The organism is Kitasatospora sp. NBC_01246 (assembly GCF_036226505.1).
Classification (GTDB): Bacteria; Actinomycetota; Actinomycetes; order Streptomycetales; family Streptomycetaceae; genus Kitasatospora.
Window position 1 is genome coordinate 595,746 of sequence record NZ_CP108484.1, and the last position, 25,623, is coordinate 621,368.

Annotated in this window: 22 protein-coding genes, 1 tRNA gene and 1 pseudogene; 13 read left to right on the top strand and 11 right to left on the bottom strand. The window is 74.7% G+C overall.

The window, feature by feature from the left end:
* Window positions 1-15: 15 nt before the first annotated feature.
* Entirely contained in the window at window positions 16-447 is a 432-nt protein-coding gene (locus OG618_RS02630) for a GNAT family N-acetyltransferase (RefSeq protein WP_329485481.1), read from the bottom strand.
* Between the two features lie 85 nt (window positions 448-532).
* The gene (locus tag OG618_RS02635; protein ID WP_329485483.1) at window positions 533-1,975 is read right to left on the bottom strand and encodes an aldehyde dehydrogenase; all 1,443 of its coding nucleotides are present in this window, start codon (window positions 1,973-1,975) and stop codon (window positions 533-535) included.
* A gap of 352 nt (window positions 1,976-2,327) precedes the next feature.
* Here OG618_RS02635 and OG618_RS02640 point away from each other — a divergent pair, with 352 nt between their 5' ends.
* From OG618_RS02640 to OG618_RS02655, 4 genes are all read left to right on the top strand, one after another.
* Complete coding sequence (locus OG618_RS02640) at window positions 2,328-3,389, top strand: alpha/beta fold hydrolase (protein ID WP_329485484.1); 1,062 nt, start codon at window positions 2,328-2,330, stop codon at window positions 3,387-3,389.
* Between the two features lie 167 nt (window positions 3,390-3,556).
* Window positions 3,557-4,045, top strand: coding sequence for a TetR/AcrR family transcriptional regulator (locus OG618_RS02645; RefSeq protein ID WP_329491987.1), 489 nt, complete (start codon window positions 3,557-3,559; stop codon window positions 4,043-4,045).
* 269 nt (window positions 4,046-4,314) lie between these two features.
* Window positions 4,315-5,949: an ABC-F family ATP-binding cassette domain-containing protein gene (locus OG618_RS02650; RefSeq protein ID WP_329485485.1), complete on the top strand. Its 1,635-nt coding sequence runs from the start codon at window positions 4,315-4,317 to the stop codon at window positions 5,947-5,949.
* 138 nt (window positions 5,950-6,087) lie between these two features.
* Window positions 6,088-6,161 (top strand) — tRNA-Met (locus OG618_RS02655).
* A 125-nt stretch (window positions 6,162-6,286) separates the two neighbouring features.
* Here OG618_RS02655 and OG618_RS02660 read toward each other — a convergent pair.
* The 4 genes from OG618_RS02660 to OG618_RS02675 all read right to left on the bottom strand — a co-directional run bounded on the left by OG618_RS02660 (window position 6,287) and on the right by OG618_RS02675 (window position 11,398).
* A complete protein-coding gene (locus OG618_RS02660) occupies window positions 6,287-7,153 on the bottom strand; it encodes a phosphatase PAP2 family protein (RefSeq protein WP_329485486.1) in 867 nt (288 codons plus the stop codon).
* Window positions 7,154-7,163: 10 nt separating this feature from the next.
* Entirely contained in the window at window positions 7,164-8,135 is a 972-nt protein-coding gene (locus tag OG618_RS02665; protein WP_329485487.1) for a YihY/virulence factor BrkB family protein, read from the bottom strand.
* Window positions 8,136-9,887: a diacylglycerol kinase family protein gene (locus OG618_RS02670; RefSeq protein ID WP_329485488.1), complete on the bottom strand. Its 1,752-nt coding sequence runs from the start codon at window positions 9,885-9,887 to the stop codon at window positions 8,136-8,138.
* 143 nt (window positions 9,888-10,030) lie between these two features.
* A complete protein-coding gene (locus OG618_RS02675; RefSeq protein ID WP_329485489.1) occupies window positions 10,031-11,398 on the bottom strand; it encodes a mycothione reductase in 1,368 nt (455 codons plus the stop codon).
* A 225-nt stretch (window positions 11,399-11,623) separates the two neighbouring features.
* On the opposite strand from OG618_RS02675, the gene tkt reads away from it, so the two are divergent.
* Entirely contained in the window at window positions 11,624-13,768 is a 2,145-nt protein-coding gene (gene tkt / locus OG618_RS02680) for a transketolase (RefSeq protein ID WP_329485490.1), read from the top strand.
* Between the two features lie 59 nt (window positions 13,769-13,827).
* Here the strand turns inward: tkt and OG618_RS02685 are convergent, their stop codons facing one another.
* Window positions 13,828-14,271: a DoxX family protein gene (locus tag OG618_RS02685; protein WP_329485491.1), complete on the bottom strand. Its 444-nt coding sequence runs from the start codon at window positions 14,269-14,271 to the stop codon at window positions 13,828-13,830.
* Between the two features lie 210 nt (window positions 14,272-14,481).
* On the opposite strand from OG618_RS02685, the gene OG618_RS02690 reads away from it, so the two are divergent.
* Window positions 14,482-14,637 (top strand): DUF6131 family protein, encoded by a 156-nt coding sequence (locus OG618_RS02690; protein WP_329485492.1) that lies wholly within the window; start codon window positions 14,482-14,484, stop codon window positions 14,635-14,637.
* Between the two features lie 117 nt (window positions 14,638-14,754).
* Window positions 14,755-15,267: pseudogene (locus tag OG618_RS02695) on the top strand (PP2C family protein-serine/threonine phosphatase); the annotation flags it as partial.
* Between the two features lie 57 nt (window positions 15,268-15,324).
* Here the strand turns inward: OG618_RS02695 and OG618_RS02700 are convergent.
* Entirely contained in the window at window positions 15,325-15,780 is a 456-nt protein-coding gene (locus OG618_RS02700; protein ID WP_329485493.1) for an ATP-binding protein, read from the bottom strand.
* 378 nt (window positions 15,781-16,158) lie between these two features.
* Here OG618_RS02700 and OG618_RS02705 point away from each other — a divergent pair, with 378 nt between their 5' ends.
* A complete protein-coding gene (locus OG618_RS02705; protein WP_329485494.1) occupies window positions 16,159-16,545 on the top strand; it encodes a hypothetical protein in 387 nt (128 codons plus the stop codon).
* 229 nt (window positions 16,546-16,774) lie between these two features.
* Here OG618_RS02705 and OG618_RS02710 read toward each other — a convergent pair whose 3' ends face one another.
* Window positions 16,775-17,623: a patatin-like phospholipase family protein gene (locus OG618_RS02710; protein ID WP_329485495.1), complete on the bottom strand. Its 849-nt coding sequence runs from the start codon at window positions 17,621-17,623 to the stop codon at window positions 16,775-16,777.
* An 85-nt stretch (window positions 17,624-17,708) separates the two neighbouring features.
* Between OG618_RS02710 and OG618_RS02715 the strand changes: the two genes are divergently transcribed.
* A complete protein-coding gene (locus tag OG618_RS02715) occupies window positions 17,709-18,269 on the top strand; it encodes a TetR/AcrR family transcriptional regulator (protein WP_329485496.1) in 561 nt (186 codons plus the stop codon).
* A gap of 78 nt (window positions 18,270-18,347) precedes the next feature.
* A complete protein-coding gene (locus tag OG618_RS02720; RefSeq protein ID WP_329485497.1) occupies window positions 18,348-19,145 on the top strand; it encodes a hypothetical protein in 798 nt (265 codons plus the stop codon).
* Window positions 19,146-19,245: 100 nt separating this feature from the next.
* Here the strand turns inward: OG618_RS02720 and OG618_RS02725 are convergent, their stop codons facing one another.
* Together OG618_RS02725 and OG618_RS02730 are read right to left on the bottom strand one after the other, a co-directional pair.
* A complete protein-coding gene (locus OG618_RS02725) occupies window positions 19,246-19,989 on the bottom strand; it encodes a class I SAM-dependent methyltransferase (RefSeq protein WP_329485498.1) in 744 nt (247 codons plus the stop codon).
* A 203-nt stretch (window positions 19,990-20,192) separates the two neighbouring features.
* Window positions 20,193-20,612: a hypothetical protein gene (locus tag OG618_RS02730; protein WP_329485499.1), complete on the bottom strand. Its 420-nt coding sequence runs from the start codon at window positions 20,610-20,612 to the stop codon at window positions 20,193-20,195.
* 470 nt (window positions 20,613-21,082) lie between these two features.
* On the opposite strand from OG618_RS02730, the gene OG618_RS02735 reads away from it, so the two are divergent.
* The 3 genes from OG618_RS02735 (at window position 21,083) to glsA (ending at window position 25,591) form a co-directional block, all read left to right on the top strand.
* Window positions 21,083-22,555 carry an FAD-dependent oxidoreductase gene (locus OG618_RS02735; protein WP_329485500.1) on the top strand — a complete coding sequence of 491 codons (1,473 nt, stop codon included), beginning with the start codon at window positions 21,083-21,085 and terminating at the stop codon, window positions 22,553-22,555.
* 23 nt (window positions 22,556-22,578) lie between these two features.
* A complete protein-coding gene (locus tag OG618_RS02740) occupies window positions 22,579-23,475 on the top strand; it encodes a class I SAM-dependent methyltransferase (protein ID WP_329485501.1) in 897 nt (298 codons plus the stop codon).
* Between the two features lie 751 nt (window positions 23,476-24,226).
* Entirely contained in the window at window positions 24,227-25,591 is a 1,365-nt protein-coding gene (gene glsA, locus OG618_RS02745; protein ID WP_329485502.1) for a glutaminase A, read from the top strand.
* Window positions 25,592-25,623: the final 32 nt, after the last annotated feature.

The window sequence follows — 25,623 nt, forward strand, 5'->3', positions numbered from 1 at the left end:
CGCTCCGCGGCGCCCTCACTCCTCGCCGAGGACCATCCACTTCTCCGGCTTCTCCATCGGCACGAACCCGGCCTTGGCGTAGACCTCGTGGGCGTCCGCCGTGGCCAGCATGACGCGGCGCAGCCCGTACGGGGCGAGGTGGTCGCGGACGGCGGCGGCCAGGGCCGTCCCGAGCCCTCTGCCGCGGGCCGAGGGCTCGATGTACACGTCGCAGAGCCAGGCGAAGGTGGTCCGGTCGGTGACCACCCGCGCGTAGCCGAGCTGGGTGCCCGCAGCCCGGTCGTAGACGCCGAAGTTGAGGGAGGCGGCGATCGCGGAGTCCTGCTTCTCCCGGGGGCGGCCGCGTGCCCAGTAGGCGTCCTGGGACAGCCACCGGTGGATCAGTTCGGTATCGAGGCGTGCCGGGTCCGTCGAGATCTCGTAGCCGTCGGAGAGGTCATTCGTCATACCGGAATCCAACCAGGCCGGGCCCCCACCGATCCAGGTGCGGGCCCGGTGGCCGGGCGTCCGGCCACCGCTGCGCGGGCGCGCGTCAGAGGGTGATGGTCTTGTACTCGGTGTAGGTGCCGAGGCCGACGGCGCCGAACTCGCGGCCGATGCCGCTGGCCTTGAAGCCGCCGAAGGGGCCGTCGAAGCCGACACCGGCCCCGTTCACGGTCACCGTGCCGGTCCGGATCCGGCGGGCGACCGCCAGGGCGTGCTCCTCGTCGGCGGACCAGACGCCGCCCGACAGGCCGTACTCGGAGTCGTTGGCGATGCGGACGGCGTCGTCCTCGTCCTCGTAGGGGATGACCACCAGGACGGGGCCGAAGATCTCCTCCTGGGCGATGCGCATGGCGTTGTCCACGTCGGCGAAGAGGGTGGGGGTCACGTAGTTGCCGCCCTCCAGCCCCGCCGGGACCTCGGGGCCGCCGGTGACGAGGCGGGCGCCCTCCTCGATGCCGATCGCGATGTACCGGCGGACGCGCTCCTGCTGGTCGGGGCGGATCATCGGTCCGATGAAGGTGTCCGGGTCCGCCGGGTCACCGACCTTCAGGGACTCGACGAGCACCTTGAGTTCCGCGACCACCTCCTCGTAGCGGCTGCGCGGGGCCAGGACGCGGGTCTGGGCGATGCAGGACTCGCCGTTGTTGAGCAGGGAGGAGAACTTCAGCCCCTGCACCGCCCGGTGGATGTCGGCGTCGGCCAGGATGACGGCCGCGGACTTGCCGCCCAGCTCCAGGCTGACCCGCTTGAGCTGCTCCCCCGCGATCGCGGCGATGCGCCGGCCGGCCGGGGTCGAGCCGGTGAAGGCGATCTTGTCGACCTCGGGGTGGGAGATCAGGTACTCGCTGGTCTCGCGGTCGGCGGGCAGCACGCTGATCACCCCGGCGGGCAGCCCCACCTGGGCCAGCAGGTCGGCGAGGAGGCCCATGCTGAGCGAGTTCTCCGGCGAGACCTTCAGGACCACCGAGTTGCCGGCGAGCAGCGCCGGGATGATCTTCGTGGTCGCGGAGGAGAAGGGCGAGTTCCACGGGATCACGGCGGCCACCACGCCGACGGCCTCACGACGGACCACGCTTCGCACCGGCGAGGCCGGGTCGGAGGGCGGCAGGGTCTCCTCCCACCCGAACTCCTCCGCCGCCTTCAGGTAGGCGTTGGCCTGGCGGGTCAGGCCCGGCTGGCCGGCCCGGGTGAACCAGCCCGCGGAGCCGTTCTCGGCGGCGATCAGGGCAGCGATCCGCTCCGCCTGCCGCTCGCGCAGCGCGTTGAAGCGCCGCAGCACCGCCACGCGCTCCAGCGGCGGGGTGTCGCGCCAGGTGCCCTCGACGAACGCGGCCCGGGCCGCCGCCACCGCACGGTCGACGTCCGCCCGCCGGGCCTGCGCGGCGCGGCCGATCACCGTCCGGTCGTGCGGGGACCGGATGTCGAGCAGGGCGGCCTCACTCGGCTCGGTCCAGGCGCCTGCGATGAAGAGCCGGTCATAGACGATCACGCTTCCACTCCTTCGATATCTGTCACTCGACAGTAGCATTTACTCGCTGATTCAACTCGCTGTCGTTGCATTTGATGGCGGGGTGGCGCCGCGGTCCGTCCGATCGCCGAGGTCCGATGCCGCGCGGACCGGGGGCCTCGCCCCGTCACGACGGTTGCGCACGGCGTCGGCGCGCGGCATCAGTCATTCGACTGCGGACCCGGAGACGCCCGGAGGGGCGCGGCGCGGCCGCCGCCCCGACCGTCAACTGACTGATGTGCCGGCCCGCCGGGAACGGAAGAGTGCGGTGTGCCGGGCAGGACGGACACCCGCCCCGTCCGGGGACACATCCGCGTCACACGGAAGGCTCGACATGATCGACAGGCGTAGCTTCAACAGGGCCCTGGGACTGGGTGCCGGTGCGGCCGCGGTCTCGATGGCCAACCTGCCGGGCACGGCCACCGCCGCGCCCGTCCCCGGCGGCCCCGGCGCGGCCCCGGTCGTGCCCACGATCACCCCGGGCACGCACACGTCCTTCCCGCGGCTGAAGCAGGCCGAGGCCGGGCTGCTGAACGTGGGATACGCCGAACTCGGCCCCGCGCACGGACCGGTGGTGCTCTGCCTGCACGGCTGGCCGTACGACATCCACAGCTACGTCGACGTCGCCCCGCTCCTGGCCGGCCTCGGGTACCGCGTGATCGTCCCCTTTCTGCGCGGGCACGGCACCACCCGGTTCCTGTCGCCCCGGACCTTCCGCAACGGCCAGCAGTCCGCCATCGCGATGGACGTCATCGCCCTGCTGGACACCCTCCGGATCGACCGCGCCGTGGTGGCCGGGTTCGACTGGGGGTCCCGGACCGGGGACGTCCTCGCGGCCCTGTGGCCCGAACGGGTCAAGGCCCTGGTGTCGGTGAGCGGCTACCTCATCACCAACCGCCAGGCGCAGCTGGACCCGATCGCGCCGGCCGGCGAGCACACCTGGTGGTACCAGTACTACTTCGCCACCGAACGCGGCAGGAAGGCCATGGAGGACAAGGGCCTGCGCCACGATCTGACCCGCTTCGTCTGGCAGCAGGTCTCCCCCACCTGGAAGTTCGACGACGCGACCTTCGAGCGCACGGAGGCCGCCTTCGAGAACCCCGACTACGCCGCGGTCGTGATCCACAACTACCGCTGGCGGCTCAGCGTCGCCGACGGCGAGCGCCGCTACGACCGCTACGAGGACCGGCTGGCCCTGAAGCCGACCATCGGGGTGCCGACGATCACCCTCGACCCCGCGCTGGACCCGTTCACCGCTCCCGGCGACGGCGCCTCGTACCGGGCCATGTTCACCGGGAAGTACGAGCACCGGACGCTCGGCGGCATCGGCCACAACCTGCCCCAGGAGGCGCCGACCGCGTTCGCCCAGGCCGTCGTGGACGTGGACCACTTCTGACGGCGCGCCGCCGGGAGGGGGCCGGCCCCCTCCCGGCGCAGGTCCCCGCGCTACTGACACAGCGACGAGGTGGTTGCGAGCCGAAGCTGCACACCGCCGCTAGACTCCCCCCCGTGAGAGCTGACGCCGCGCGGAACATCGAAGCCGTCCTGACGACGGGAGCGCGGATGCTGGCCGCCGACCCGGGCGCGAGCATCGCGAGCATCGCCGCCGAGGCCGGGGTGGACCGGCGGACCGTCTACCGGCGCTTCAGCTCCCGCGAGGAACTCCTCACCGCGATCCACTCCGCCCGCCTGGACGCCGTCGAGCGGGCCATCGCCGACGCCCGTCTGCGCGAGGCCCCCGTCGCCGTGGCCCTGCACCGCTACGTGGAGAACGTCATCGAGGTCAACCGCGCCTGGCCGGTGGACCTGGCCCGGATGCTCGCCGACGAGGAGACCCGCAGGCGCCGCGACAGCTCCGTCGCCGAGGTCGGGGACTTCCTCCGACGCGCCGTCACCGAAGGGCTGCTGCGCCCCGGCCTCCCCGAGGGCTGGGTCGCCGCCCTGCTGCCCCAGCTCGTGCACCTGGTGACACGTCAGGCGCCCGACCTGGCCGCCGGACCGGCGGCCGACCTGGTGGTCGACACCCTGCTGCGGGGGGCCGGCGCGCCGTGACGCGCCCGGCCCGGCGCGGCGGCCCGCCCCCCGCGACCGGCCCCGACCGATCGCCCACACACGGTGCTATGCTCGACGGCGGAAAACCCATCTGACGGAAAGCGTGGAGCAGACATGGCGGGTGACGACGACATCTCCGGGTGAGACCCGGTCCTGAAGCCGTCGGCGGGCATCGGTGCCCCGGGCCAACGGCTTCGTTCGTCGTTCCCTTCCCCCTGTCTGCTCGCAGGCCGAGGTGTCTCCGCCTGCCCATCCTCCGGGTTGTCCTCATGTCCGATGCGTCCATCGTCTGCTCCCAGCTCTCCTTCTCCTGGCCCGACGACACCCCCGTCTTCCAGGACCTCTCCTTCGCCCTCGGCACCGGCCGCACCGGCCTGGTCGCTCCCAACGGCGCGGGCAAGAGCACGCTGCTCAAGCTCATCGCCGGTCAACTGACGCCCACCACAGGATCGTTGACCGTCAGCGGCACACCCGGCTACCTGCCGCAGGACCTCCCGCTGACGGCGGACCTCGCGGTCGCCGACGTCCTCGGCGTCGCCGGGGTGATCCGCGCCATCGACGCGGTGGAGTCCGGTGACGTGGCCGAGGAGCACTTCACCGCCATCGGCGACGACTGGGACGTCGAGGAGCGCAGCCTCGCCCAGCTCGAACGTCTCGGCCTGGCCGGCGTCGGCCTGGACCGGCGGCTCGGCACCCTCAGCGGCGGCCAGATCGTCCAGCTCGGCCTCGCGGCGCAACTGCTCAAGCGGCCCGACGTGCTGCTGCTCGACGAACCCACCAACAACCTCGACCTCGCCGCCCGCCACCGGCTCCACGGCGTCCTGGAGGACTTCTCCGGCTGCCTGCTGCTGGTCAGCCACGACCGTGCGCTGCTCGACCGGATGGACCGGATCGCCGAGCTCGACTCCGGCGAACTGCGGCTGTTCGGCGGCAACTTCACCACCTACGAGCAGGCCGCGGAGGCCGGGCGCGAGGTCGCGGCCAAGAACATCCGCAATGCCGAACAGGAACTCAAGCGGGAGAAGCGGGAGTTGCAGCAGGCCCGGGAGCGCGCCGACCGCCGGGCGAGCAACGCCGGCCGCAACCTCAAGAACGCCGGTCTGCCCCGCATCTTCGCCGGGACCATGAAGCGCGGCGCCCAGGAGTCCGCAGGACGCGCCGGCCAGGTCCACGCGGCCCGCCTCGGCGAGGCCAGGGCCCGGCTCGACGAGGCCGAGCGCGCCCTGCGCGACGACCAGCGCCTGACCCTGGACCTGTCCGGCACCCGGGTGCCGAGCGGGCGCGACCTCTTCGTCGGCGAGAACCTCCAGATGCTGCGCGGCGGCACGCCCCTGTTCGCTGGTGGCGGCGTCGATCTGACCGTCCGCGGGCCCGAGCGGATCGCCCTGCTCGGACAGAACGGAACCGGCAAGACCACCCTCCTGCGCCTGCTGGTCGGGGACCTCGCCCCCGACGGCGGACGGCTCAGGCGCTCGGACGGCCGGGTCGCCTACCTCTCCCAGCGGCTGGACCTGTTGGACCCGGACCGCAGTGTGGCGGACAACTTCGCGGTGGCCGCGCCGGAGCTGCCGGCGCCCGAGCGGATGAACGTGCTCGCCCGCTTCCTCTTCCGCGGCGCCCGCGCCCACCTCCCGGTCGGGGTGCTCTCGGGCGGCGAGCGGCTGCGCGCCACCCTGGCCTGTGTGCTGTGCGGCGACCCCGCGCCCCAGTTGCTCCTCCTCGACGAGCCGACCAACAACCTCGACCTGGTGAGCGTCGGACAGCTCGAAAGCGCCCTCACCTCCTACCAGGGCGCCTTCGTCGTGGTCAGCCACGACGAGCGCTTCCTGGCCGGCATCGGGGTGGACCGGTGGCTGCGGCTGGCCGGCGGCACGCTGGAGGAGGTGGCCGCGCCCGAGGCGTGAGCCCCGTTCAGGTCCGGCCGGCGCGGAGGGACGGCGCCGGCCGGACCCGCGAGGGCCGCACGGCTGCGCCGCGCCCGCCCGGTCGCTGCCCCTGATTTCGCCCTCGCCCCCGTGATGGCGTACAGTCGGGTTCACCGACGCGGGGTGGAGCAGCTCGGTAGCTCGCTGGGCTCATAACCCAGAGGTCGCAGGTTCAAATCCTGTCCCCGCTACGACGAAGGCCCGGGGTCGGCGCACACTGTGCGCCGACCCCGGGCCTTGTTCGTTCACCCGGCCTGCCGGTCCGACCGGCAGGCCGCTCCGGCTTCCCGCCCGCCCCCGGCGACCGGCCGGCGCCTCACCCCACCGGTCGGTGCGGGCGGCTGCCGGCCGGCCGCGGGCCGGGGTCGTCGTCCGTGGCGAGTTCGGGTTCCAGGCCCTCCGGGAGCCTCGGCGTGCGGAGGCCGCTCTCCCGCCGCCAGGCCTCGAACGCCCAGGCGGTCGAAGCGACCAGCGCGAACCCGAGCAGCCAGCCGCCGAGGACGTCGCTGACCCAGTGCACGCCGAGGGCGATCCTGGTCAGACCCGTCCCGAGCACGGTCACCACGGCGATCGCCCAGGCCGCCGGGCGGGCCCGCCGGGGCACGACCGGCAGGAGCACCAGCAGCAGGATCGCGCACGAGGCCATGGCGGTCATGGCGTGCCCCGACGGGAAGGAGAAGCCCGGCGCGTGGGCGACGGGATCGGGCAGCCGGGGCCGGACCCGGGCCACCGTGACCTTGACCAGCAGGCCGGTCAGACCGGCGGCCAGCTCGGTGAGGGCCGCCCACAGGGCCAGCCGCCAGGCCCGCCGCCACAGCAGCCAGCCGACGGTGGCCGCCACCAGCAGGCGCATCGTGACCGGGTCCCAGACCCAGTTGCTCAGTACCCGCGTGCTCTCCAGCAGGAGCGGGTGGTGCCGGACGGCTTCGTTCAGGTGCACCGCCGCGCCGGCGTCCAGCTCGCGCAGCGGTTCCCAGCCGGCCTCGATCAGCACCAGCAGGACGGCGGTCGGCACCGCCGCCACGGCGAACGCCAGGACGGCCCCGAGCAGGCGCTCCCCGAAGCGCCGGTCGGCCCGGCGCTGGGAGAAGCGGCGCCGGGTGAGCCAGCGCCGGGAGAGCCGGCGCAGCGCGGGGACCCGGGTACGGGCGGGGCTTCGGTGCGGCCTCCGGTCAGCTGTCATCGTGGCTCGTCTACCCACGACCTGCGGAATCATCCTCGGGGTCGGGCAGCACCGGCTCCTCGACGCCCGCCCGGTCGGCCTCCAGCTGCGCGGCGAAGGCGATCCCGAGGAAGAGCGCGATCGCGGTCAGGTAGGCCCACATCAGGAGCGAGATGATCACGCTCAGCGGCCCGTACACCGCGTCGATCGAGTTGCTCAGCCGCAGGTACAGGCCGAGCAGGGCGGTCAGGCCGACCCACAGCACCAGGTACACGGCGGCGCCGAAGGCGAGCCAGGTGTGGCCGGGCTGTCGGCGGCGCGGTGCCCGGTGGAAGATGACGCTCGCGGACAGCAGGGCGAGCACGATGCCGGCCGGCCACCGCAGGACCGCCCAGACGAGAGCCTCCCGATGGGTCCCCGGCCCGCCCGCCTCGACGACCGCCGCGGCGATCTCCCGGCCCGCCACCAGCAGGACGAAGCCGAGGCCGAGCGGTAGACCGGCCAGCACGGCCATCAGCAGTCCGCGCGCGTACTTGCGGTGGAAGGGCCGGTCGCGTTCGATGCCGTAGATCCGGTTGGCCCCGCGCTCGATCTGGCACATCGCGGTGGCGACGTTGACGAGGGAGAACACGGCGCCGCCCCACAGGGCGACGCTCCCGCCGTCCCCCGCGCGCTCGCGGCCGCTCCGCAGGACCTGGTCGACCAGGTCGGAACTCGGGCCCGCGGTGAGCCGGGCGATGGTCAGCTCGGTCACCCGGCCGAGCCACTGGGTGTGCAGGACGGACGAGAGGCCGACCACCGCGATCGCGAACGGGACGAGGGCGAGCACGGTCTGGAAGGCGAGGGCCCGGGCGTGGCTGAAGCCGTCGGCGTAGCGGAAGCGCAGGAAGGCGTCCCTGAGCAGCTGCCACCGGCCGTACGCGCGCAGTGTCGTGACGGCCTCGTCGGCGGAGAGCTCCTCGGGCTCGCGGCCGCGGTGGCCGACGCGGGTGGCGGTTCCCACTCAGCTGCTCCGTTCGGCCGGGACGGGATCGGCTCCGACCTGGTGGGACCCGTCGACCGCAGCCCCGTCGACCGCAGCCCCGTCACCCGCGGCTCCGTCGCCCGGGGGCCCGCCCGCCGCAGCTCCGCCGACCCCAGCCCCGCCGACCGCAGCTCCGTTGACCGGGGGCCCGCCGGCCGTCGGCGTGTGGACCAGCAGGGCGCCGGGCCGGACGGCCAGCCGCAGGGTGCGGCCGGCCGGCAGGCACTCCCCGTCGAGCTCCCGCGGCTGGTCCCGGTCGGCGGTGAGGTGGATCCGGCGCGCCTGGAAGTGTTCGAACGGCGCCGAACCGCCCCCCGCGCCGGTCCGCCCGGTGAGCAGCCGCGCTGCCGCCGCCGGCCAGCCGGCGAGGCCGCGCGGGTGGACCAGGACGAGGTCGAGCAGGCCGTCGTCCGGCCGGGCGCCCGGCAGCAGCCGGATCCCGCCCTGGAGCGCACCGACGTTGCCGATCACGGCCATCGCGGCCCGCCGGTGGAGCGGGCGCGCGTCGTCCAGGGTGACGGTGAGCCGCATCCGGCGGTCGCCGAGGTGGCGGAGCAGCGGGGGAAGGTAGGCGGGCCAGCCCCAGCGGCTCTTCGCGCGGCGGCTGGTGCCGGCCATCGCCGCGGCGTCCAGGCCGATGCCCGCCATGGCGCTGACCACCGTGGCGGTGATGCCGTCGCCGTCGGCCAGAGCGAGGTCGATCCGGCGGGGCCCGCCGGCGAGGGCGTCCGCCAGCGCCCGCGCCGGGTCCGCCGGCAGGCCGAGGTTGCGGGCGAGCAGGTTCCCGGTGCCGCAGGGGGCGATGGCCAGCGCGACGCCCGTACCGGCGAGGGCGTGCGAGCACGCCGTCACGGTGCCGTCGCCGCCGCAGGCCACCACCAGGTCGGCCCCGGCGGCGACCGCGGCCGCCGCGGCGCCCCGGCCGGGGTCGGCCTCGCTGGTGGCGGTTCTGGTCGGCGCCGCCCAGCCGTGGCCGGCGAGGACGCGGTCGATCCGGTCGAGGGTGTCCTCGTCGACCAGGACGGGGTTGAAGACCACCACCGCCCGGCCGGCGGACGGGTGATCGGGTACGGCTGCCACGGTGGTCTCCCTGGGGTCGGAGAGGAAAGCCCGCCACATGATCCAGAGCACGGCGCCGCCGTTCACCAGCCCGGCCAGCACGTCGGTCGGGTGGTGCATGCCGCGGTACAGCCGGCTGAACCCGACCAGCACCGGCAGCAGCGCCGCCAGGGCGCACAGCGGCAGCCGGAGCGGCCCCCGCAGGCGCAGGACGGCGAGGACGGCCAGTGCGCCGTACAGCGCGACCGCCGCGCCGACGTGGCCGGACGGGAAGCTGGAGGTCGGCGGTGCGCCGTCGAGACGGGGCGCGGTCGGCCGGGGCCGGTCCACGCACAGGGTGACCAGCAGGAAGACCGCGGACTGGGCGGCGACGGAGCCGCCGAGGAAGGCAGCCTCGCGCCACCGCCGGGCGCCCAGCAGCAGCGCGAGCACGGCGGCGCCCGCCACGGCGATCACGGCCCCGGTGCTCGCGAGGACCGAGAGCCACGCGGTGACGGTGTCGAGGACGGGTACCCGGCCGGCGGCGAGCCGGTCGGTCAGCGCGTTCTCCCCCGGCCGCCAGAGGTGCAGCGGCGGGTGGGTGATCGTGAGACCGGCCAGCACCATGAGCACCGTCTGGGCGAGCAGAGCCGGTGCGATCGTTCGGAGCGGACGCCTTACCCCTGTGGTCACGCCCCTCGTCTGCCCGGACACCGCCGTTTCATGGCCGGGCCGGCGCATCCCGTCCGGACGGCGCCCTCCGGACGCCCGCGCCGCCTGCCGGTCCGGGCCCGCCGTCAGAGGTCGAGCACGGTCCGCCCGTCCCGGCGCCGCCGTCAGAGGTCGAGGTCGAGCAGGGCGTTGGCGACGACCTCGGTGAGGGCGGGGTGGATCCAGTACGGGGTGCCGGCCAGGGTGGGGACGTCGATGCCGAGGCTCATCGCGACGACCAGGGGCTGGATCAGGGTGGACGCCTGCGGGCCGAGGATGTGGGCGCCCAGCAGGCGGCCGGTCCCCGGGTCCGCGATCACCTTGCAGAAGCCCGCGGTGTCCTCCAGCGCCCATCCGTAGGCGACGTCCGCGTACCGGCGGGTGGCGGTCGTGTAGTCGAGGCCGGCGTCGCGGCACTCCCGCTCGGTCCGGCCCACCTGGGCGATCTGGGGGCGGGTGAATACCGCGGCGGGGACGGCGTCGTAGCTGGTGGCGATCAGGTCGTCGGGGTGCAGCAGATTGTGCGCGACCACCTGCGCCTCCCGGTTGGCGACGTGCTTGAGCGGCACGGGGGTGCACACGTCACCGAGGGCGAAGACGCCCGGCGCGGTGGTCCGCTGGTGGGCGTCCACCACCACGCGGCCGTCCTCCCGCAGGGCGATGCCGGCCCGGTCGGCGTCGATGGTGTCGCTGTTGGGCGTCCGGCCGACCGCCACCAGCAGGGCGTCGGCCTCGACCGCGGAGCCGTCGTCCAGGCGCAGCCGCAGCCGGCCCGGTTCACCCTCCAGTCCGGTCAGCTCGACACCGGTGCGCACGTCGAACGCGGAGCGGGCCAGTCGGGTGTAGGCGCGGGACACCGACTCGTCCTGCGGGGCGAGCAGGGTCTCCTGCTTCTCGATGATCGTGATCCGGCTGCCGGCCGCGTGGAAGACGTGCGCCAGCTCGGCGGCGATGTAGCCGCCGCCGAGGACGGCCAGGTGCCGCGGCGGCGTCGGGCGCCGCATGATCGTGTCGGAGGTCTCGTAGGGCAGCCCGCTGTCGCGTACCGGCGGCGGGACCACCGGGCGGCTGCCGACCGCCACCACGACCCGGTCCGCGGTGATGTGCACCTCTCTCCCGTCGCCCTCCACCACCAGCGTCCGTTCGCCGGTGAAGCGCGCCCGGCCGCGGTGGACGGTGACGAAGTCGGAGCCGCGCCGGCCCTGCTCCCCCTCCGCGGCCTGCCCGTCGAGGCGCCCGAAGACGCGGTCGCGTACCCGTGGCCACCGCAGGACGCCCGGTGCGGCGTCCACGTCGAAGCGGCCGGCCTCCCGCACGGTGTCCGCGACGTCGGCCGTGTGGGCGAGCATCTTGCTGGGGATGCAGCCCCGGTTCAGACAGGTCCCGCCGAACGGCCCCTCCTCGACGACGGCGACGTCGAGGCCGCCGAAGCGGTCGTCGATCACCGTGTTGCCGGAGCCCGCGCCCAGGACGACAAGATCGTGGTGTGGCATGTCCGGAGGCTACCCCCGCGCGCCGCCCCGACACCGGAGTGCGGAGGGACCGCCCTTCGGGTCGCGGACGGGGCAGCCGCGCGCCGGCCGGACCGGGCGGGTGAATCCCGGACCGGATCGGGCCATGCGGGTCCGGTCACCGGGTAGGCGCTGGAGGCCGCGCGGACGCGCCGAACCGTCCCCGGCGACCTCACCGACCCCGACCGGCCCCCTGGGAGGACACCCGTGACACCCCCCGACAAGCACCCCGCGACCCGCCACCAGTCGCTGGCCGACCCCGTCGCCGCACGGGCGGGCTGGGACGCCGTGGACGTCCGGGCCGTGGACACCGCCCGGCTGCTCGCGGCCGACGCCGTGCAGCGCACCGGGAACGGCCACCCCGGGACGGCGATGAGCCTGGCGCCACTGGCCCACCTGCTGTTCCAGAACGTCCTGCGCCACGACCCTGGTGACGACCAGTGGCTGGGCCGCGACCGCTTCGTACTGTCCTGCGGACACACCAGCCTCACCCTGTACGTCCAGCTGTACCTCACCGGCTACGGCCTGGAGCTCTCCGACCTGGAAGCCCTGCGGACCTGGGGTTCCGCCACCCCCGGCCACCCCGAGTACCGGCACACCCGGGGCGTGGAGATCACCACCGGCCCGCTCGGCCAGGGGCTGGGCGCGGCCGTCGGCATGGCGATGGCGGCCCGCCGGGAACGCGGCCTGCTCGACCCGGACGCCCCGGACGGCGAGAGCCCCTTCGACCACCACGTCTACGTCCTCGCCTCGGACGGCGACCTCATGGAGGGCGTCACCGCGGAGGCGAGTTCGCTGGCCGGCCACCAGCGGCTGGGCAACCTGACCATGGTGTACGACCAGAACCACATCTCGATCGAGGACGACACCGACGTCTCGTTCAGCGAGGACGTCGCCGCCCGCTACCGCGCCTACGGCTGGCACGTGCAGACCGTCGACTGGACCCGCACCGGCCGCTACGTCGAGGACGTCGACGCCGTCCTCGACGCGCTCCGGGCCGCCCGCGCGGAGACCACCCGGCCCTCGCTGCTGGTGCTGCGGACGGTCATCGGCTGGCCCGCCCCCAACCTCCAGAACTCCGGCAAGGCCCACGGTTCCGCGCTCGGCGACGAGGAGGTCGCCGCCACCAAGGAACTGCTCGGCTTCGACCCCGCGCGCAGCTTCACCGTCGAGGACGACGTCCTCACCCGCACCCGCCGGGCACGCGAGCGCGGCCGTGAACTCCACGAGGCCTGGACCCCGCGCTACGAGCGCTGGCGCGACGAGCACCCCGAGCGCGCGGCACTGCTGGACCGGCTGACGGAGCGCCGGCTGCCGGACGGCTGGGCCGACCACCTGCCGGCCTTCCCCGCGGACCGGGAGGGGCTGGCCACCCGCGCCGCCTCGGGCCGGGTGCTCACCGCGCTCGCACCGGTCCTGCCCGAGCTGTGGGGCGGCTCGGCCGACCTCGCCGGGAGCAACAACACCACCATGGACGGCGAGCCCTCCTTCCTGCCCGAGGGCGTGGAGACCGCGGAGTGGAAGGGCGGCCCGTACGGCCGCACCCTGCACTTCGGGATCCGGGAGCACGCCATGGGGGCCATCCTCAACGGGATCGCCCTGCAGAGCCTGACCCGCCCCTACGGCGGCACCTTCCTGACCTTCAGCGACTACATGCGGCCCGCGGTGCGACTGGCCGCGCTGATGGAGCTCCCGACCGTCTACGTCTGGACGCACGACTCGATCGGCCTCGGCGAGGACGGCCCCACCCACCAGCCGGTGGAGCACCTCGCGGCGCTGCGCGCGATCCCCGGCCTCGACGTGGTGCGCCCCTGCGACGCCAACGAGACGGCCGCCTGCTGGCACGCGCTGCTGGAGCACCACGACCGGCCGACCGGCCTCGTCCTCACCCGGCAGAAGGTGCCCGTCCTCGACCGCGGGACCGGCGGGTGCGCACCGGCGGACGGCGCCGCCCGCGGCGGCTACGTGCTCCGCGACCCGGCCGACGGCGCCCCGCCCCGGGTCCTGCTGCTGGCCACCGGCTCCGAGGTGCACCTCGCGCTGGCGGCGCAGGAGCAGCTCGCCGGTGAGGGCGTGGCGAGCCGGGTGGTGTCGCTGCCGTGCCTGGAGTGGTTCGCCGCGCAGCCGCGCGAGTACCGCGACGGCGTCCTGCCGCCCGCGGTGGCGGCGCGGGTGAGCGTGGAGGCGGGCGTGGCGCTCGGCTGGCGCGAGCTGGTCGGCCCGCACGGCCGGATCGTCAGCCTCGACCACTTCGGCGCCTCCGCCGACTACCGGCGCCTGTACAGCGAGTTCGGGCTCACCGCCGAGGCCGTGGCCGGGGCCGCGCGGGAGAGCCTCGCGGCGGCCGGCTGACGCCGGGTCCGCCCCGGTGCGCCCGCCCGCCGTGGGCGGCCGCACCGGGAGCGGGGGCGTCAGCCGGTCCACCGCCGGTGCCGGGCGCGCCAGGCCAGCGACGGCCCCGCTCCGGTGTCCGCCGCCGTGATCAGCAGCCCGCCGCACATCGACAGGTTCTTCAGGAAGTGGATGCGCTGCCGGGCACGCTCCTCCTCGTCCTTGACCTCCCAGAACCGGTGGCCGGCCAGGGTGACCGGGACGAGGGTCGCCGCCAGCGCGAGCGCGGCGGGCCGGGTGAGACGGCCGGACGCCAGCAGCGCGCCGGCCACCACCTGGACCCCGGCGTTGAGCCGGATCGCCGTTTCGGGCCGGCGCGGAACGGCCGGGACGTGCTCGGCGAGCGGGTCGACCACCGGTTCGGCGGCGGCCTCCAGCCGGGCGGGGTTCAGTAGGGCGTCGGCGCCTCCGTAGAGGAACATCGACGCCAGCATCGGTCGTGCACAGGCTCGCAAGATGGACATACCCGGCGTCTTTCCGGTCCCCCGCCGGCCAATCCCCGTAGCGCGGGCGTTCCCGACGGGCGGCCCGGGGCTCGGCGGGGGCACCTCGGGCTCGTTCGGGTGGGCCGGCCCGTCCGGGCGACAACAAACCGGCGAGGGCCGGTTGACCCGTCGGCAATCGGGCAGACGCACGGCGCGGGGGAAGAGCTCACAGAGCCCAAGGAGCGCGGCATGATCGTCCTCGGAATCATCCTTCTCGTCATCGGTCTCCTCACCGGCCTCGGCATCCTGTGGACGATCGGAGCGGTCCTCGTCGTCGTGGGACTGATCCTGTGGATCCTGGGAGCGGTCGGGCACGCCGTCGGCGGACGCAAGCACTACTGGTGACGGAGCCCGTCGACCGACCGGGCACAGCGCCGTCCCGGGGCCGCCGGAGGTGCCGGCCGCCTCCCCGGCCCCAGGGCAGTCACGGGGCGGGCAGCCGAGCACCCTGCCCGCCCCATCCTCGACGCCGCCACCGGCATGGTCGCCCAGCGCAACGCGCTGCGCGGCCTGGCCGCCACCGGCGCCGGCCCCGCCCAGCTCCTCGCCTGGCTGAACAGCGTGACGCACCACCTGACCGACAACGTGACCGCCACCGCCGTCTGCGCGCTCTACAAGCCGCCCACGTGCTGCGCCGGGCGAGGGCGGGCCACCTGCCGCCGCTCCTGCTGCGTGACGGCCAGGCCCGCAAACTGCCCGCGGTCGCCGGCATCCTGCTCGGTGCGACCAGGCCGAGTACGAGGAGGGCGAGATCCAGCTGAAGACCGGCGACCCCCTCATGCTGTACACCGACGGCCTGATCGAACGGCGGGACCGCTCGCTCCAGGCTCCCTCGACGACCTGCACACCGGCGCCGAGGCGCCGGAGCGCTCGGACGACCCGGCCGAGCTGGAGCGGCGGCTCGACCACCTGCTGCGGTACAGCAACGCGGACACCGACGACGACACCTGCCTGATCGGCATCAAGGTCCGCTGAGCGGCGGTCCGTGACGTAAGCCGACAGCGACATCGGCGGGCGGGCCCCGGCGGACCCTCAGGCCGGGCCGCACAGCCGCCCGGCGGTGTCGCGCGGGTGCGGGTCCCGCTCGCCCGGCGGGTGGAAACAGGCGATCACCGTCTTCCCCTCCTGCTGGCGGCGGATCTCCCACTCGTCGGCGAGGGCGTCCACGATCGCCATCCCCCGCCCGTTGAGCGCGTCGGTGCCCGCGCTGCGCGGCTCCGGCACCGCGGTGCTCCCGTCGTGGACGGACACGTGCAGGCACCGGCCGTCCCACACCAGCACCAGCTCGGCGCTGCTGTGGGCATGGATGTGGGCGTTGGTCAGCAGCTCTGAGACGGTGAGCAGGACGGCGTCCACGGTCTCGGGCGCGTCCCGCGTCCACGCGAGCGAGCGCAGGTGGTTCCGAGTCCACCGCCGCCCCGCCCGGACACCGCCCGCTATGGGGAATGAACGGGCCCATCCCGTGGCCCTCACCAACGCGTCGCCCATGGCCCGATCCTCCGTCCCTCTTCAGTCCGTATCCAGCGCCTGCCCCCAAAACCCGCCCCCACGCACCCGAGGCACGGACCCGCGGCCCGGCGGTGATCCTGCCCGGGGGCTGTCGGCGCCGGGCGCCCTCCTGCGCCGCGGCGGGGCGCAGGAGGGCGCCCGGCCGGACCGGCACGCCCGGCCGCCGCCGACGACGACGACGGACGAACGGCTTCCGGCCGCGGACAATGGCCATTGTCCGCGGCCGAACTGCGGTTCCGCCCGTTCCTGTTGTGGACAACGTGAGCTCTCGCGAAGGTGGAGAGCCCGGCGGGACACCTCGACCGGGAACGAGCCCCGGAGATCGCGCACGGCTCCGGCGGCATGAGTGGAGGAAGCATGATGCGAAAGACTCTCGGCCGCTTCGCCGTGGTCACCGCGGCGATGGCCCTCGGCCTGGGCAGCGTCGTCACGACGGCCACCGCCCGCCCCGCGACACCTGCCTGCGGGAGCGCCCTCAACACCATCGACGACATCGCCGCCCAGGCCGAGCAGGCCATCAGCTACCGGGACAAGGGCAACGCCGCCGTCGGCCTCACGGACGCCGCCCAGCTGTCCTACGCGGCTCCGTGCTTCACCGAGGAGCTGCAGGACCTCCTCCGGGGGGCCGCGTCGCGGTTCAACGATGCGGCCGACACCCTGTACTACGACAACTGGGACGACGCCTACGCCAGTGCGGCCGCCGGGCGGGGACTGATCTGGCAGGCCCAGGACGCGAACCACTGACTGCGCGCCGTGGGAGCGGTAGCCGACGACGACTGACCTCCGCCAGGACGGGCCGGAAGGCTGCCCGCTCGGCCGACCGCGGCACCGTCGTCGGCCGGTTGAGCGGGCCCCGGAAGAGGCTGGACAGCGGGACAGCGGGCCCGCCGGAGGCTCGGGGAGGGCGGGTCGGCCCACGCCGTGACCGTCCGGTGGGCTGTCGCCGCCGGCCGTGTGCCGACGTGGTCGGGGGTCAGCGCGCGTCGGGCTCCGGCGTCGACGTGGCGCGGAGTTCCTCGTCGACGTCGCCCGCCTGGCGAAGGCCCGCCTGGTAGGCCGGCTCCCAGGCCGCCAGGTCGCCCAGGTCCGGGCCGAAAGCGCTGACCGAGGCCGGATCGGGACCGATGGTCACGACGCGCGCCGCTCCCACGGCCGCCAGCTGCTGGTCGAGCAGCTCCCGGGGGAACAGGTGGGCCATCGGCTCGACCACGACCAGCGTGCGGGCTCCCACGGCGAGGTCGGCGTTGGGCCCCGCGCGCAGCGCACCGTCCATGTACCGCCGGCCGTCGACGGCGACGGGCGGCGCGACCCCGGGGAAGGCGCTGCTCGCCGCCACCGCGTGCACCAGCGGCACACCGCTGTCGCGGTCCCACACCACGGGCTCACCGGAGGTCGTGTCCACGGCGGTGATCAGCAGTCGGCGCTCGGGCCAGGTGTCCGCGCCGATCAGCGCGGCGCGTCCTGCTATCAGCGCCTCCTCGGCGTGGGGGTCGGCGCCGTCGAGCGCGAGGCGGCCGACGCGGCGGCGGGCCTCGTCGGGCTCCAGGCCGCGGTCGCCGAGCACGGCGAACACCTCGCCCGTCCGCCCGGGGTCCGCCGTGACCCGGTGCTCCGGCCGGCGGGCCGCCGTCGCGAGCCGCTCCAGGTCCTGGCCGGTGGCGAGCAGCGCCGCGACGATCGCGCCGGACGATGTCCCGACGATCACGTCGGCTCCGCCCAGTTCCACACCGCGCAGGCGCAGCCCGTGGGCCAGCCCTGCCATCCAGGCGGTGCCGACGTGGCCCCCGGGACCCAGGACGAGTGCTCGGTCGAAGGTGTGCAAGGTGATCTCCCCTCATTAGTGAAACAGTCGTACCATATACTCGCTGATGCTGTCTCAACTTCGAGAAACCGAGCGGAGATCCACTGTGGGGCGACCCGCCGACCCCGCCCGTCGGGAGCGCACGCTGGCACGGGCGACCGACTACGTGCTGGCGCACGGCCTGACCGGACTCAGCCTGCGGCCGATGGCCGCGGCCCTCGACACCAGCCCGCGGATGCTGCTCTACGACTTCGGCAGCAAACAGGAGTTGGTCGCGGCGGTCCTCGCCGAGGCGCGGCGCCGAGGTGCCGCGCGCCTGACCGGGCACGTTCCGCCGACGACGGGCACCGCCCAGGAGCGGCTGCGCGGCATCTGGGCGTGGATCAGCGCGGAGGAACGTGCCCCGTTCGTCCGGCTGTTCTTCGAGGTGCACGCCGACGGGCTGGTTCACCCCGAGGCCTACCCCGAGCAGGGCGAGGCGATCACGGACTGGTTCGACACGCTCGGCGCCACCTTCCGTGACGTCTCCAGCGGCCCCGACGACACCGTGACGCCCACGTTGATCATGGCCGTCGTCCGGGGCCTGCTGTTCGACCTCACCACCACCGGCGACCGCGACCGCACGAATCGCGCGCTGGACCGCTTCGCGGAACTGCTGGACCGCTGAACGGCCCTGGCGGGCCTTCGGTCCTGGCCGGTGTCGGAGCGTGCCTCCCTGTCGGAGGGCCGTGGCACACTGCGGCACATGTCTCTCAGCGCCCTCAGCCTCGACCAGTGGCGGTCGTTCGACCTGCCGACCGCACGCCGCGTCGCCCACGGGGCGGCGGAGCTGGTGGGCGGCCGGGTGACCGCGCTGGGGACCGTCGAGCACCTCGGCGCCCCGCTGCACCGCGTCCGGATCGAACGGGATGACCAGGAGTTCGCGCTGATCCCCGGCGGCCGGGTGACGCTCGGGTTCGACCTCGACGCCTGGCGGCCGACGCCCGAGCAGACCGCCGACTACGCGGCGAGCCTGGAGCACGGCTTCGGCTACGGCGCCGACCTCCGGGAGCACCTCGCCCAGGTGCTCAGCCCGCGTCGGACCGTCACCCTGGCCACCGTGCTGATGGCCGTGGAGGACGAGGAGCTGGCCGAGGCCTACGGCGACCTGCCGGCCGTCCTCGCGGCCCGCGGGCTGCGGATGCCGAGCCCGGACGAGTGGGAGCACGCCTGCGGGGCCGGCGCCACCACGCTCTTCCGCTGGGGCGACGACTGCCCGCTCGACCGCCTCCCCCACGGAGACCCGGACGGGCCGCAGAGCCGGCCGAACGCCTTCGGGCTGCGCATCGCCTACGACACCTACCGCACCGAGGTGAGCAGCAACACCGCGTCCGTCCACGGCGGGGACGGCGGCGAGTCGGTGTGCGGCGGGTACGGCTTCCTGCTGGGGTGGCTCCCGCTGGCCACGGCCAACCGGAACCCCTTCATGGCCGAGTTCGTGCACGGCCCGGACGGCGACGGTCTCTGCGAGGACTTCTCGACCCGTCCCGTCCTCCCGCTCTGAGGGCCGGATTGCCCGGGGTCCGGTGCCGAAGCTTCTTCGGCACCGGACCCGACACCAACCTCAGGCACACACCTCAGGCACGACAGCGCAGGCACGCACCTCAGGCACGACAGCGCAGCATCACCAGCGGCGGCTTGGCCAGGAGGTCCGCCCAGAACTCCGCGCCGAACTCGCGGAGGCCGGCTTCGGACACCTGGATCGGCACCCACTCCAGGTCACGGAATCCGGCCGCCCGCAGGCACTCCTCGTAGACCTCGCGACGCGGAACGGTGCTGACGATGCTGATCGGCCGCGGGTCGAGGAGCGCCGTGACCCGCACCCGCGGACCGGTCCCGGCCTCCTCACCGATCGGCTCGCAGCGGAACCCGTACCGCTCCAGGGACGGACAGTCGAACGCGTAGTCGGGCCGCTGGGCGAACACGAAGAACTCGCCGCCGGGCACCAGGTTCCGGTGGATGTTGCGGCACATCCGCTCCAGCTGCTCCACGGATTCCGCGTAGTTGAGACACTGCACGGCCAGCGCGAGGTCGAACCGCCGGTCCAGCGGCGCCAGCTCGGCGACGTCGCCGACCTCGTAGCGCACGTCCAGCGGCTCACGCCGTTCCATGTCCCGCGCGGCGGCGATCATCTCGACGGAGATGTCGACGCCGAACACCTCGGAGGCGCCGCGCCGCTTGAACTCCCTGCTGTAGAAGCCGGTGCCGCACGCCAGGTCGAGGACCGACCTGCCCTTCACGTCCCCGACCATGCCGAGGAAGCTCGGCACCTCCCCGTAACGCATCAGCGGCAGGGACTTGAAACCCTCGAACGCCTCGCCGATCCCGTCGTACTGCTGCACGCTCACGTGCCGCCCCCTTTATGTCCTTCGCCCGTGCTTCGTCCGGTACGCGGCCACTCCGGCTCGCCGGACGCGGCGGGTGGAGGCCCGCCCGGGCCGTGGCGACGAGTCTCCTCCGCGCGGTGCGACGGCCGTACTGGCGGATGACACAAAGAAGTCGGCCGGGTGACGCGCGGGCACCGGCGTCCCGACACGACGTCACAGCTCGTTCAGGGGCGGCCGTTCGGGGCCGCCGTGCCCCCGTAGCCGGCCCGGACCCGTTCGAGGTACCGGTCGGCGCTCCCGTGGGGGTGGTCCTCGGCGCCGTGGCGGCGCAGGTAGATCCGACCGCCGGCGTGCAGGCGCAGCGTGGTGGTCGCCCAGCGGGGTGGCCCGGCCGGGTCGCGGCCGGCGCCGGTGAGGGAGGTGGCGCCGAGCACGGGCACGGTGTCGGGGAACATCGCGGTGGCGTCGGCGGCCGAGGCGGCGGGTGGGTGGCCGGTGCGGTTGGCGCTGCTGACGTAGCGGATCGGGTGGTCCTCCAGGACGGGCAGCAGGGGTGTCCAGCGGGCGCCGAACAGCAGGGTCCAGCCGTCCCGACTGGCCGGGGGCAGCCAGTCGGGGAGCGTGGCGCCGGGGCGGAGCGGCACGAGCAGGGTGACGCGTTCCTCGGTGAGCAGGCGGCGGGCCGCCCACCGCGCACCCCGATCCCCGCCCGGCCGGACCGCGCGGCGTTCGTACCCTCGTCGGCTGGGAGCAGCCGGCGACCCACTCTGGCGAGCCGGTCGGGCGGCGAGGGGCCGGCCGAGGCGACCGGGGTTCCGCCCGGCCCGCATCGAATCTCTCAACTCCCTTGCGACACAGTCTCCTTCGCGCGGCGGACGCGGGTACCTCCGGAGACCGCGGACCGGATCCTCAGTCAGGACGACGCGGGACGGCTCTCCGACCCCCGCCGCCCCGCCCGGACGGACCCCCGGCGGCCGCGGTACGACCGACGGAGTGCGACGGGGCACGATGGGGGCGCGTGGAAGCAGTGGGCGGGCGTCGCTCTGGTCAGCGGTCCCGACGCGCCTGCACCCTGGTGCGGGAGACGGGCACCGGGCCGTCGGAGGAGGGGTCCATGGGAACGCGGGCGCACGAGTCGGACCGTCGCTGGGAGAGGGCCGTGGTCATCGGCGGCGGGTACGCCGGTCTCGTCACGGCGCGGGTGCTGACCGACTGCTTCCGCGAGGTCGTCCTCCTGGAGCGGGACGAGGTGGACGAGCACACCGGCGTCCACCCGCACGCCCCGCAGGGCCACCACGCGCACGCCATGCTGGCCAGGGGCGCGGAGGTGCTGGAGACGCTCTTCCCGGGCCTGCGCGAGGAACTGCGCGAACTCGGCGCCCCGGTCTACGACTACGGGGAGCGGATGAGCTTCCTGCAACCGGCCGGCTTCGCCCCGCGGCACCCGACGGGCGTGCTGATCCAGTCGTTCACCCGGGACGAGCTGGAACGCCGGCTGCGGCGCCGGGTGCTGGCCCTGCCCGGTGTGAGGCTGCTGGCCCCGGCACGCTGCGAGGGCCTGCTCGCGGAGCGTCCCGGGGCCGTGACCGGGGTGGTGTACCGGGTGGCCGGCGCCGAGGAGCCGGCCACCCTGGCGGCGGACCTGGTGGTCGACGCCTCCGGGCGCGCCGGCGGGCTGGACGGCCGGCTCGACGCCCTGGGCGTGCGGGTGCCCGCGCCGCGTGTGGTGAAGGCGAAGATCACCTACACCTCGATGGTCTTCGCCAGGCCGGAGCGGGACCGCCCGGACTTCGACGCCGCCTACCAGATGACCTTCGCGCCGGGCATCCCGCGCGGCGGCGTCATCCTGGCCGTCGAGCGGAACCGCTGGACGTGCTCGCTGTTCGGCTTCGACGACCAGGTGCCGCCGACCGACGACCAGGGGTACCTCGACTTCGCCCGGAGCCTGGCGAACCCCCTGCTGGCCGAGCTGATCGAGCGCCGCACCCGTCCGGGGCCGACCCGCCGGTACGTCAATCCCAACAACCAGTGGAGCCAGTACCACCGGGTCAGGGACTGGCCCGAGCGCCTGCTCGCCGTCGGCGACTCGGTCTGCGTGTTCAACCCGGTGTACGGGCAGGGGCTCACCGTGGCGGCGCTGGAGGCCCGGCTCCTGCAGCGGATGCTGGCCGCCCGCCGGGCCGGGGGCGAGGGACTGGACGGACTGGGCCGCCGGTTCCAGCGCCGGCTGGCCCGCGTGCTGCTGGTGCCCTGGACGCTGTCGAGCAACTCGGACCTGATGTGGAACCCGGACGAGCGGCCGCTGCCGGCCCGGGTGGCCCACTGGTACAACTCCCAGGTCTTCACGGTGGCGGTGCACGACCCGGAGGTGTGGTCCCGGTTCGTCCGGGTCGCCAACATGGTCGCGCCGCCCACCCTGCTCTTCCAGCCCTCCGTCCTGCGGAAGGTCGTCGGCGCGGCGCTGCGTCGCCGCCGTGCCGCGCCGCCGGCCCCCACCACGCCGACGGCCCGCACGGCCCGCACCGACGGCCACCCGGTGCCCGGGCCGGCGACGGAAGCGCCGTCCTCGACCATGCCATCGCGGTAGGGCTTCACCCCAGGGAGGGACGCATGACCGACACCACGGATCGGAACAGCGGCGTGGAAGGGGGCGTCGGGGTCACCGCGCTGCTGGTCGCCGCCGCACGGGCGATCGAGACCCACCGCCGGGACAGCCTGGCCCAGGACGCCTTCGCGGAGCACTTCGTGCGCGCCGCCCCGGCCTCCGCGGGCTGGCCGGTCCGGGGGCGGGAGGCCCCGGGCGGGGACGCGAACCCGCTCTGGGGGCGGTTCGCCCGCTACTTCGGTCTGCGAACGAGGGTCCTCGACGACTTCCTGCTCCGCTCGGTCCGCGCCGACGCCCGCCAAGTGGTGCTGCTCGGAGCCGGGTTGGACGCACGGGCGTTCCGGCTGGACTGGCCGCCCGGCTGCGTGGTCTTCGAGATCGACCGGCCCGGGGTGCTGGCGTTCAAGCACCGGGTCCTCGACGGGCTGTCCGCCGTCCCGAGGGCGGCGCGCGTACCCGTCCCGGCCGATCTGCGCGCCGACTGGGTCGGGGCGCTGACCGGCGCGGGCTTCGACCCGGCCGCCCCGAGCGTCTGGCTGGCCGAGGGGCTGCTGTTCTACCTGCCCAGCGCCGTCGAGTCGCACCTCGTCGGCGCGGTGGACCGGTTGAGCACCGGCGGCAGCGCCCTGGCGTACGAGGCCAAGCTCGAACCGGACCTGCTGCGGTACCGAGACAGCCCGCTCTACACCGCGACGAGGGAGCAGATCGGGATCGACCTGCTCACCCTGTTCAACCTCGAACCCCGGCCCGACTCGGCGGGCGCCCTGGCGGACCGGGGCTGGACCACCTCCGTCAGCACCCCCTTCGAGTTCACCCACCGGCACGGCCGCGGCCCGCTGCCCGAGCAGAACGACGCGCTGGCGGGCAACCGCTGGGTGTTCGCGCACAAGCCCCGGCGCTGACCTGCCCACCGGGCCGGGCCTCCGGGCCGGTGCTCGGACCGGAGCACCGGCCCCGGGCACCGGGCCCGACCGCGGGTCACGCGCCCGGGCCCGGGCCCGGCTCCCGCTCCTCTCGCGCCGGTCGACGAGGACGGTCCGGACCGCGGGCCCGACGAGGCGGTCGCCCACCCGCGCGCCGAGCGTGCCCGGCCGCCAGGTCGCACCGACTCCCAGCCCGCGCAGCGGCTCCTGGGCGGCCGACAGGACGACGACGGTGGACAGGGCCCGGAAGAGCACGTCCTGCCACGGGCCCGGGGGCGCCCTCGGGCAGGGGCCAGGAGACAGCTGCGGACCACACTCGGCACTCCCCCGGGGTGGGTGACCACTCGTCCGTCCAGGATCGGGCCTGCCGGGGGATCCGGACAGCCTTCCGCGAGATGTCCCGAATAGAGGGCTCATCACACCAAGGCCGGTCAGCGTCGGTTCCCGGCACCCGCTGAACGGCTGCCGCGCCCGAGCGGGCCCCGGGCACCGGCGACCCCCCGGGGCGACGGGGCGGCGACCGCCGCCGGTGCGTCGCGGGCGGGTGCGGGCCGCGCCCCTGGCATGCTGCTGAGCGCGGCTTCGGCTTCGTCCGGCCCCACCCGACCGGGCCTCACGACCGGCCTCCCGACCGGTGAGCCGGCCGGTGGGCCTCCCGGTGGGCAGCGGCAGCGGGCGCCCTGGGGCCTGGGAGACCGGAACGGCGGAGAGGAACGGAAGGGGTGCGCGCATGGACCCGGTGACGAAGGCGCTCAACGAACTGCACCGGCGGATCAGCGGGCTGACGGACGGCGAAGTCGCCTCCTACATCCCGCAGCTCGCCCAGGCCGACCCCGACGACTTCGGGATCGCCCTCACCAGCATGGGCGGCCGCCGCTACCAGGCGGGCAAGGCCGACACCGAGTTCACCATCCAGTCGGTCTCCAAGCCCTTCGTCTACGCACTGGCCCTCACCGACCTCGGGCCCGACGAGATGCTCCGACGGGTCGGCGCCGAGCCCAGCGGCGAGGCCTTCAACGCCATCAGCCTGGAGCCGGTCACCGGGCGCCCGGCCAACCCGATGGTCAACGCCGGCGCGATCGCCACCACCGCCCTGGTCGCGGCGGCCGACCCCGAGGCGCGGTCCGCCCGGATCCTGGACTGCCTGTCCGCGTTCGCCGGCCGCCGACTGGGCTACGACGAGGAGGTGTACGCCTCCGAGGCCGCCAGCGGCGACCGCAACCGCGCGCTCGCCTACCTGATGCGCTCGGCCGGCTCGTTGACCGACGACCCGTACGCCGTGACGGCCACCTACTTCCGCCAGTGCTCCGTCCTGGTCACCGCGGCCGACCTCGCGGTGATGGCCGCGACCCTGGCCAACGGCGGCCGCAACCCGGTCACCGGCGAGCGGGTCGTGGAGCGGAGCGTGGCGGTGCGGACCCTGGCCGTCATGGCCACCTGCGGGATGTACGACGGCGCCGGGGAGTGGCTGCTGAACGTCGGGCTGCCGGCCAAGAGCGGGGTGGCCGGCGGGCTGATCGCGGCCAGCCCGGGCCGGTTCGGGGTCGCGGTCTACAGCCCGCCGCTGGACCGGGAGGGCAACTCCGTGCGGGGCGTGGCCGCGCTCACCGCGATGTCCGAGCGGCTCACCCTCCACCTCATGCACGCACCGGTGCACCTGACGGCCACCGTCACCGACACCGGGCACGGCGCGCGCTCCTCCCGCACCCGCAGCCCGGAGCAGACCGCGCTGCTCAACCGCAGCCGGCAGCGCATCATCGCCGTCGGCGCCCAGGGCGAGCTGGAGTTCACCGAGACCGAGCAGCTGCTGGGCGCCGTCGAGGGGGCCGTCCCCGCGACACCCGGCTGGCTGGTGCTGGACCTGATGGCCGTCACCGGCATCCGCCCCGGCTCCGCCGCGATGCTCGCCGCCGGTCTGGCGGACATCGCCCAGCGGGGCCACCGGATCGTCGTCGCCGCCCAGGAGCCGTTCCTGGCCGCGGCCGACGGGCACCCCGACTGGCAGGCCTTCACCAGCCGCGACGACGCGGTGGCCTGGTGCGAGGACCGGCTCCTGGCCGGCGAAGCGCCCCTCGCACCGTCCGCCCCGAGCTGACCTCGTCGGGGCGTGCTGCCGGGCTGCCCGGT

What these genes read in the sequence shown, in the direction of transcription:
- OG618_RS02630 (WP_329485481.1), bottom strand. Translation starts at nt 447, where the DNA reads ATGACGAATGACCTCTCCGACGGCTACGAGATCTCGACGGACCCGGCA.
- OG618_RS02640 (WP_329485484.1), top strand. Translation starts at nt 2,328, where the DNA reads ATGATCGACAGGCGTAGCTTCAACAGGGCCCTGGGACTGGGTGCCGGT.
- OG618_RS02645 (WP_329491987.1), top strand. Translation starts at nt 3,557, where the DNA reads ATGCTGGCCGCCGACCCGGGCGCGAGCATCGCGAGCATCGCCGCCGAG.
- OG618_RS02650 (WP_329485485.1), top strand. Translation starts at nt 4,315, where the DNA reads ATGTCCGATGCGTCCATCGTCTGCTCCCAGCTCTCCTTCTCCTGGCCC.
- OG618_RS02660 (WP_329485486.1), bottom strand. Translation starts at nt 7,153, where the DNA reads ATGACAGCTGACCGGAGGCCGCACCGAAGCCCCGCCCGTACCCGGGTC.
- OG618_RS02675 (WP_329485489.1), bottom strand. Translation starts at nt 11,398, where the DNA reads ATGCCACACCACGATCTTGTCGTCCTGGGCGCGGGCTCCGGCAACACG.
- OG618_RS02685 (WP_329485491.1), bottom strand. Translation starts at nt 14,271, where the DNA reads ATGTCCATCTTGCGAGCCTGTGCACGACCGATGCTGGCGTCGATGTTC.
- OG618_RS02690 (WP_329485492.1), top strand. Translation starts at nt 14,482, where the DNA reads ATGATCGTCCTCGGAATCATCCTTCTCGTCATCGGTCTCCTCACCGGC.
- OG618_RS02700 (WP_329485493.1), bottom strand. Translation starts at nt 15,780, where the DNA reads ATGGGCGACGCGTTGGTGAGGGCCACGGGATGGGCCCGTTCATTCCCC.
- OG618_RS02705 (WP_329485494.1), top strand. Translation starts at nt 16,159, where the DNA reads ATGATGCGAAAGACTCTCGGCCGCTTCGCCGTGGTCACCGCGGCGATG.
- OG618_RS02720 (WP_329485497.1), top strand. Translation starts at nt 18,348, where the DNA reads ATGTCTCTCAGCGCCCTCAGCCTCGACCAGTGGCGGTCGTTCGACCTG.
- OG618_RS02735 (WP_329485500.1), top strand. Translation starts at nt 21,083, where the DNA reads ATGGGAACGCGGGCGCACGAGTCGGACCGTCGCTGGGAGAGGGCCGTG.
- OG618_RS02740 (WP_329485501.1), top strand. Translation starts at nt 22,579, where the DNA reads ATGACCGACACCACGGATCGGAACAGCGGCGTGGAAGGGGGCGTCGGG.
- glsA (WP_329485502.1), top strand. Translation starts at nt 24,227, where the DNA reads ATGGACCCGGTGACGAAGGCGCTCAACGAACTGCACCGGCGGATCAGC.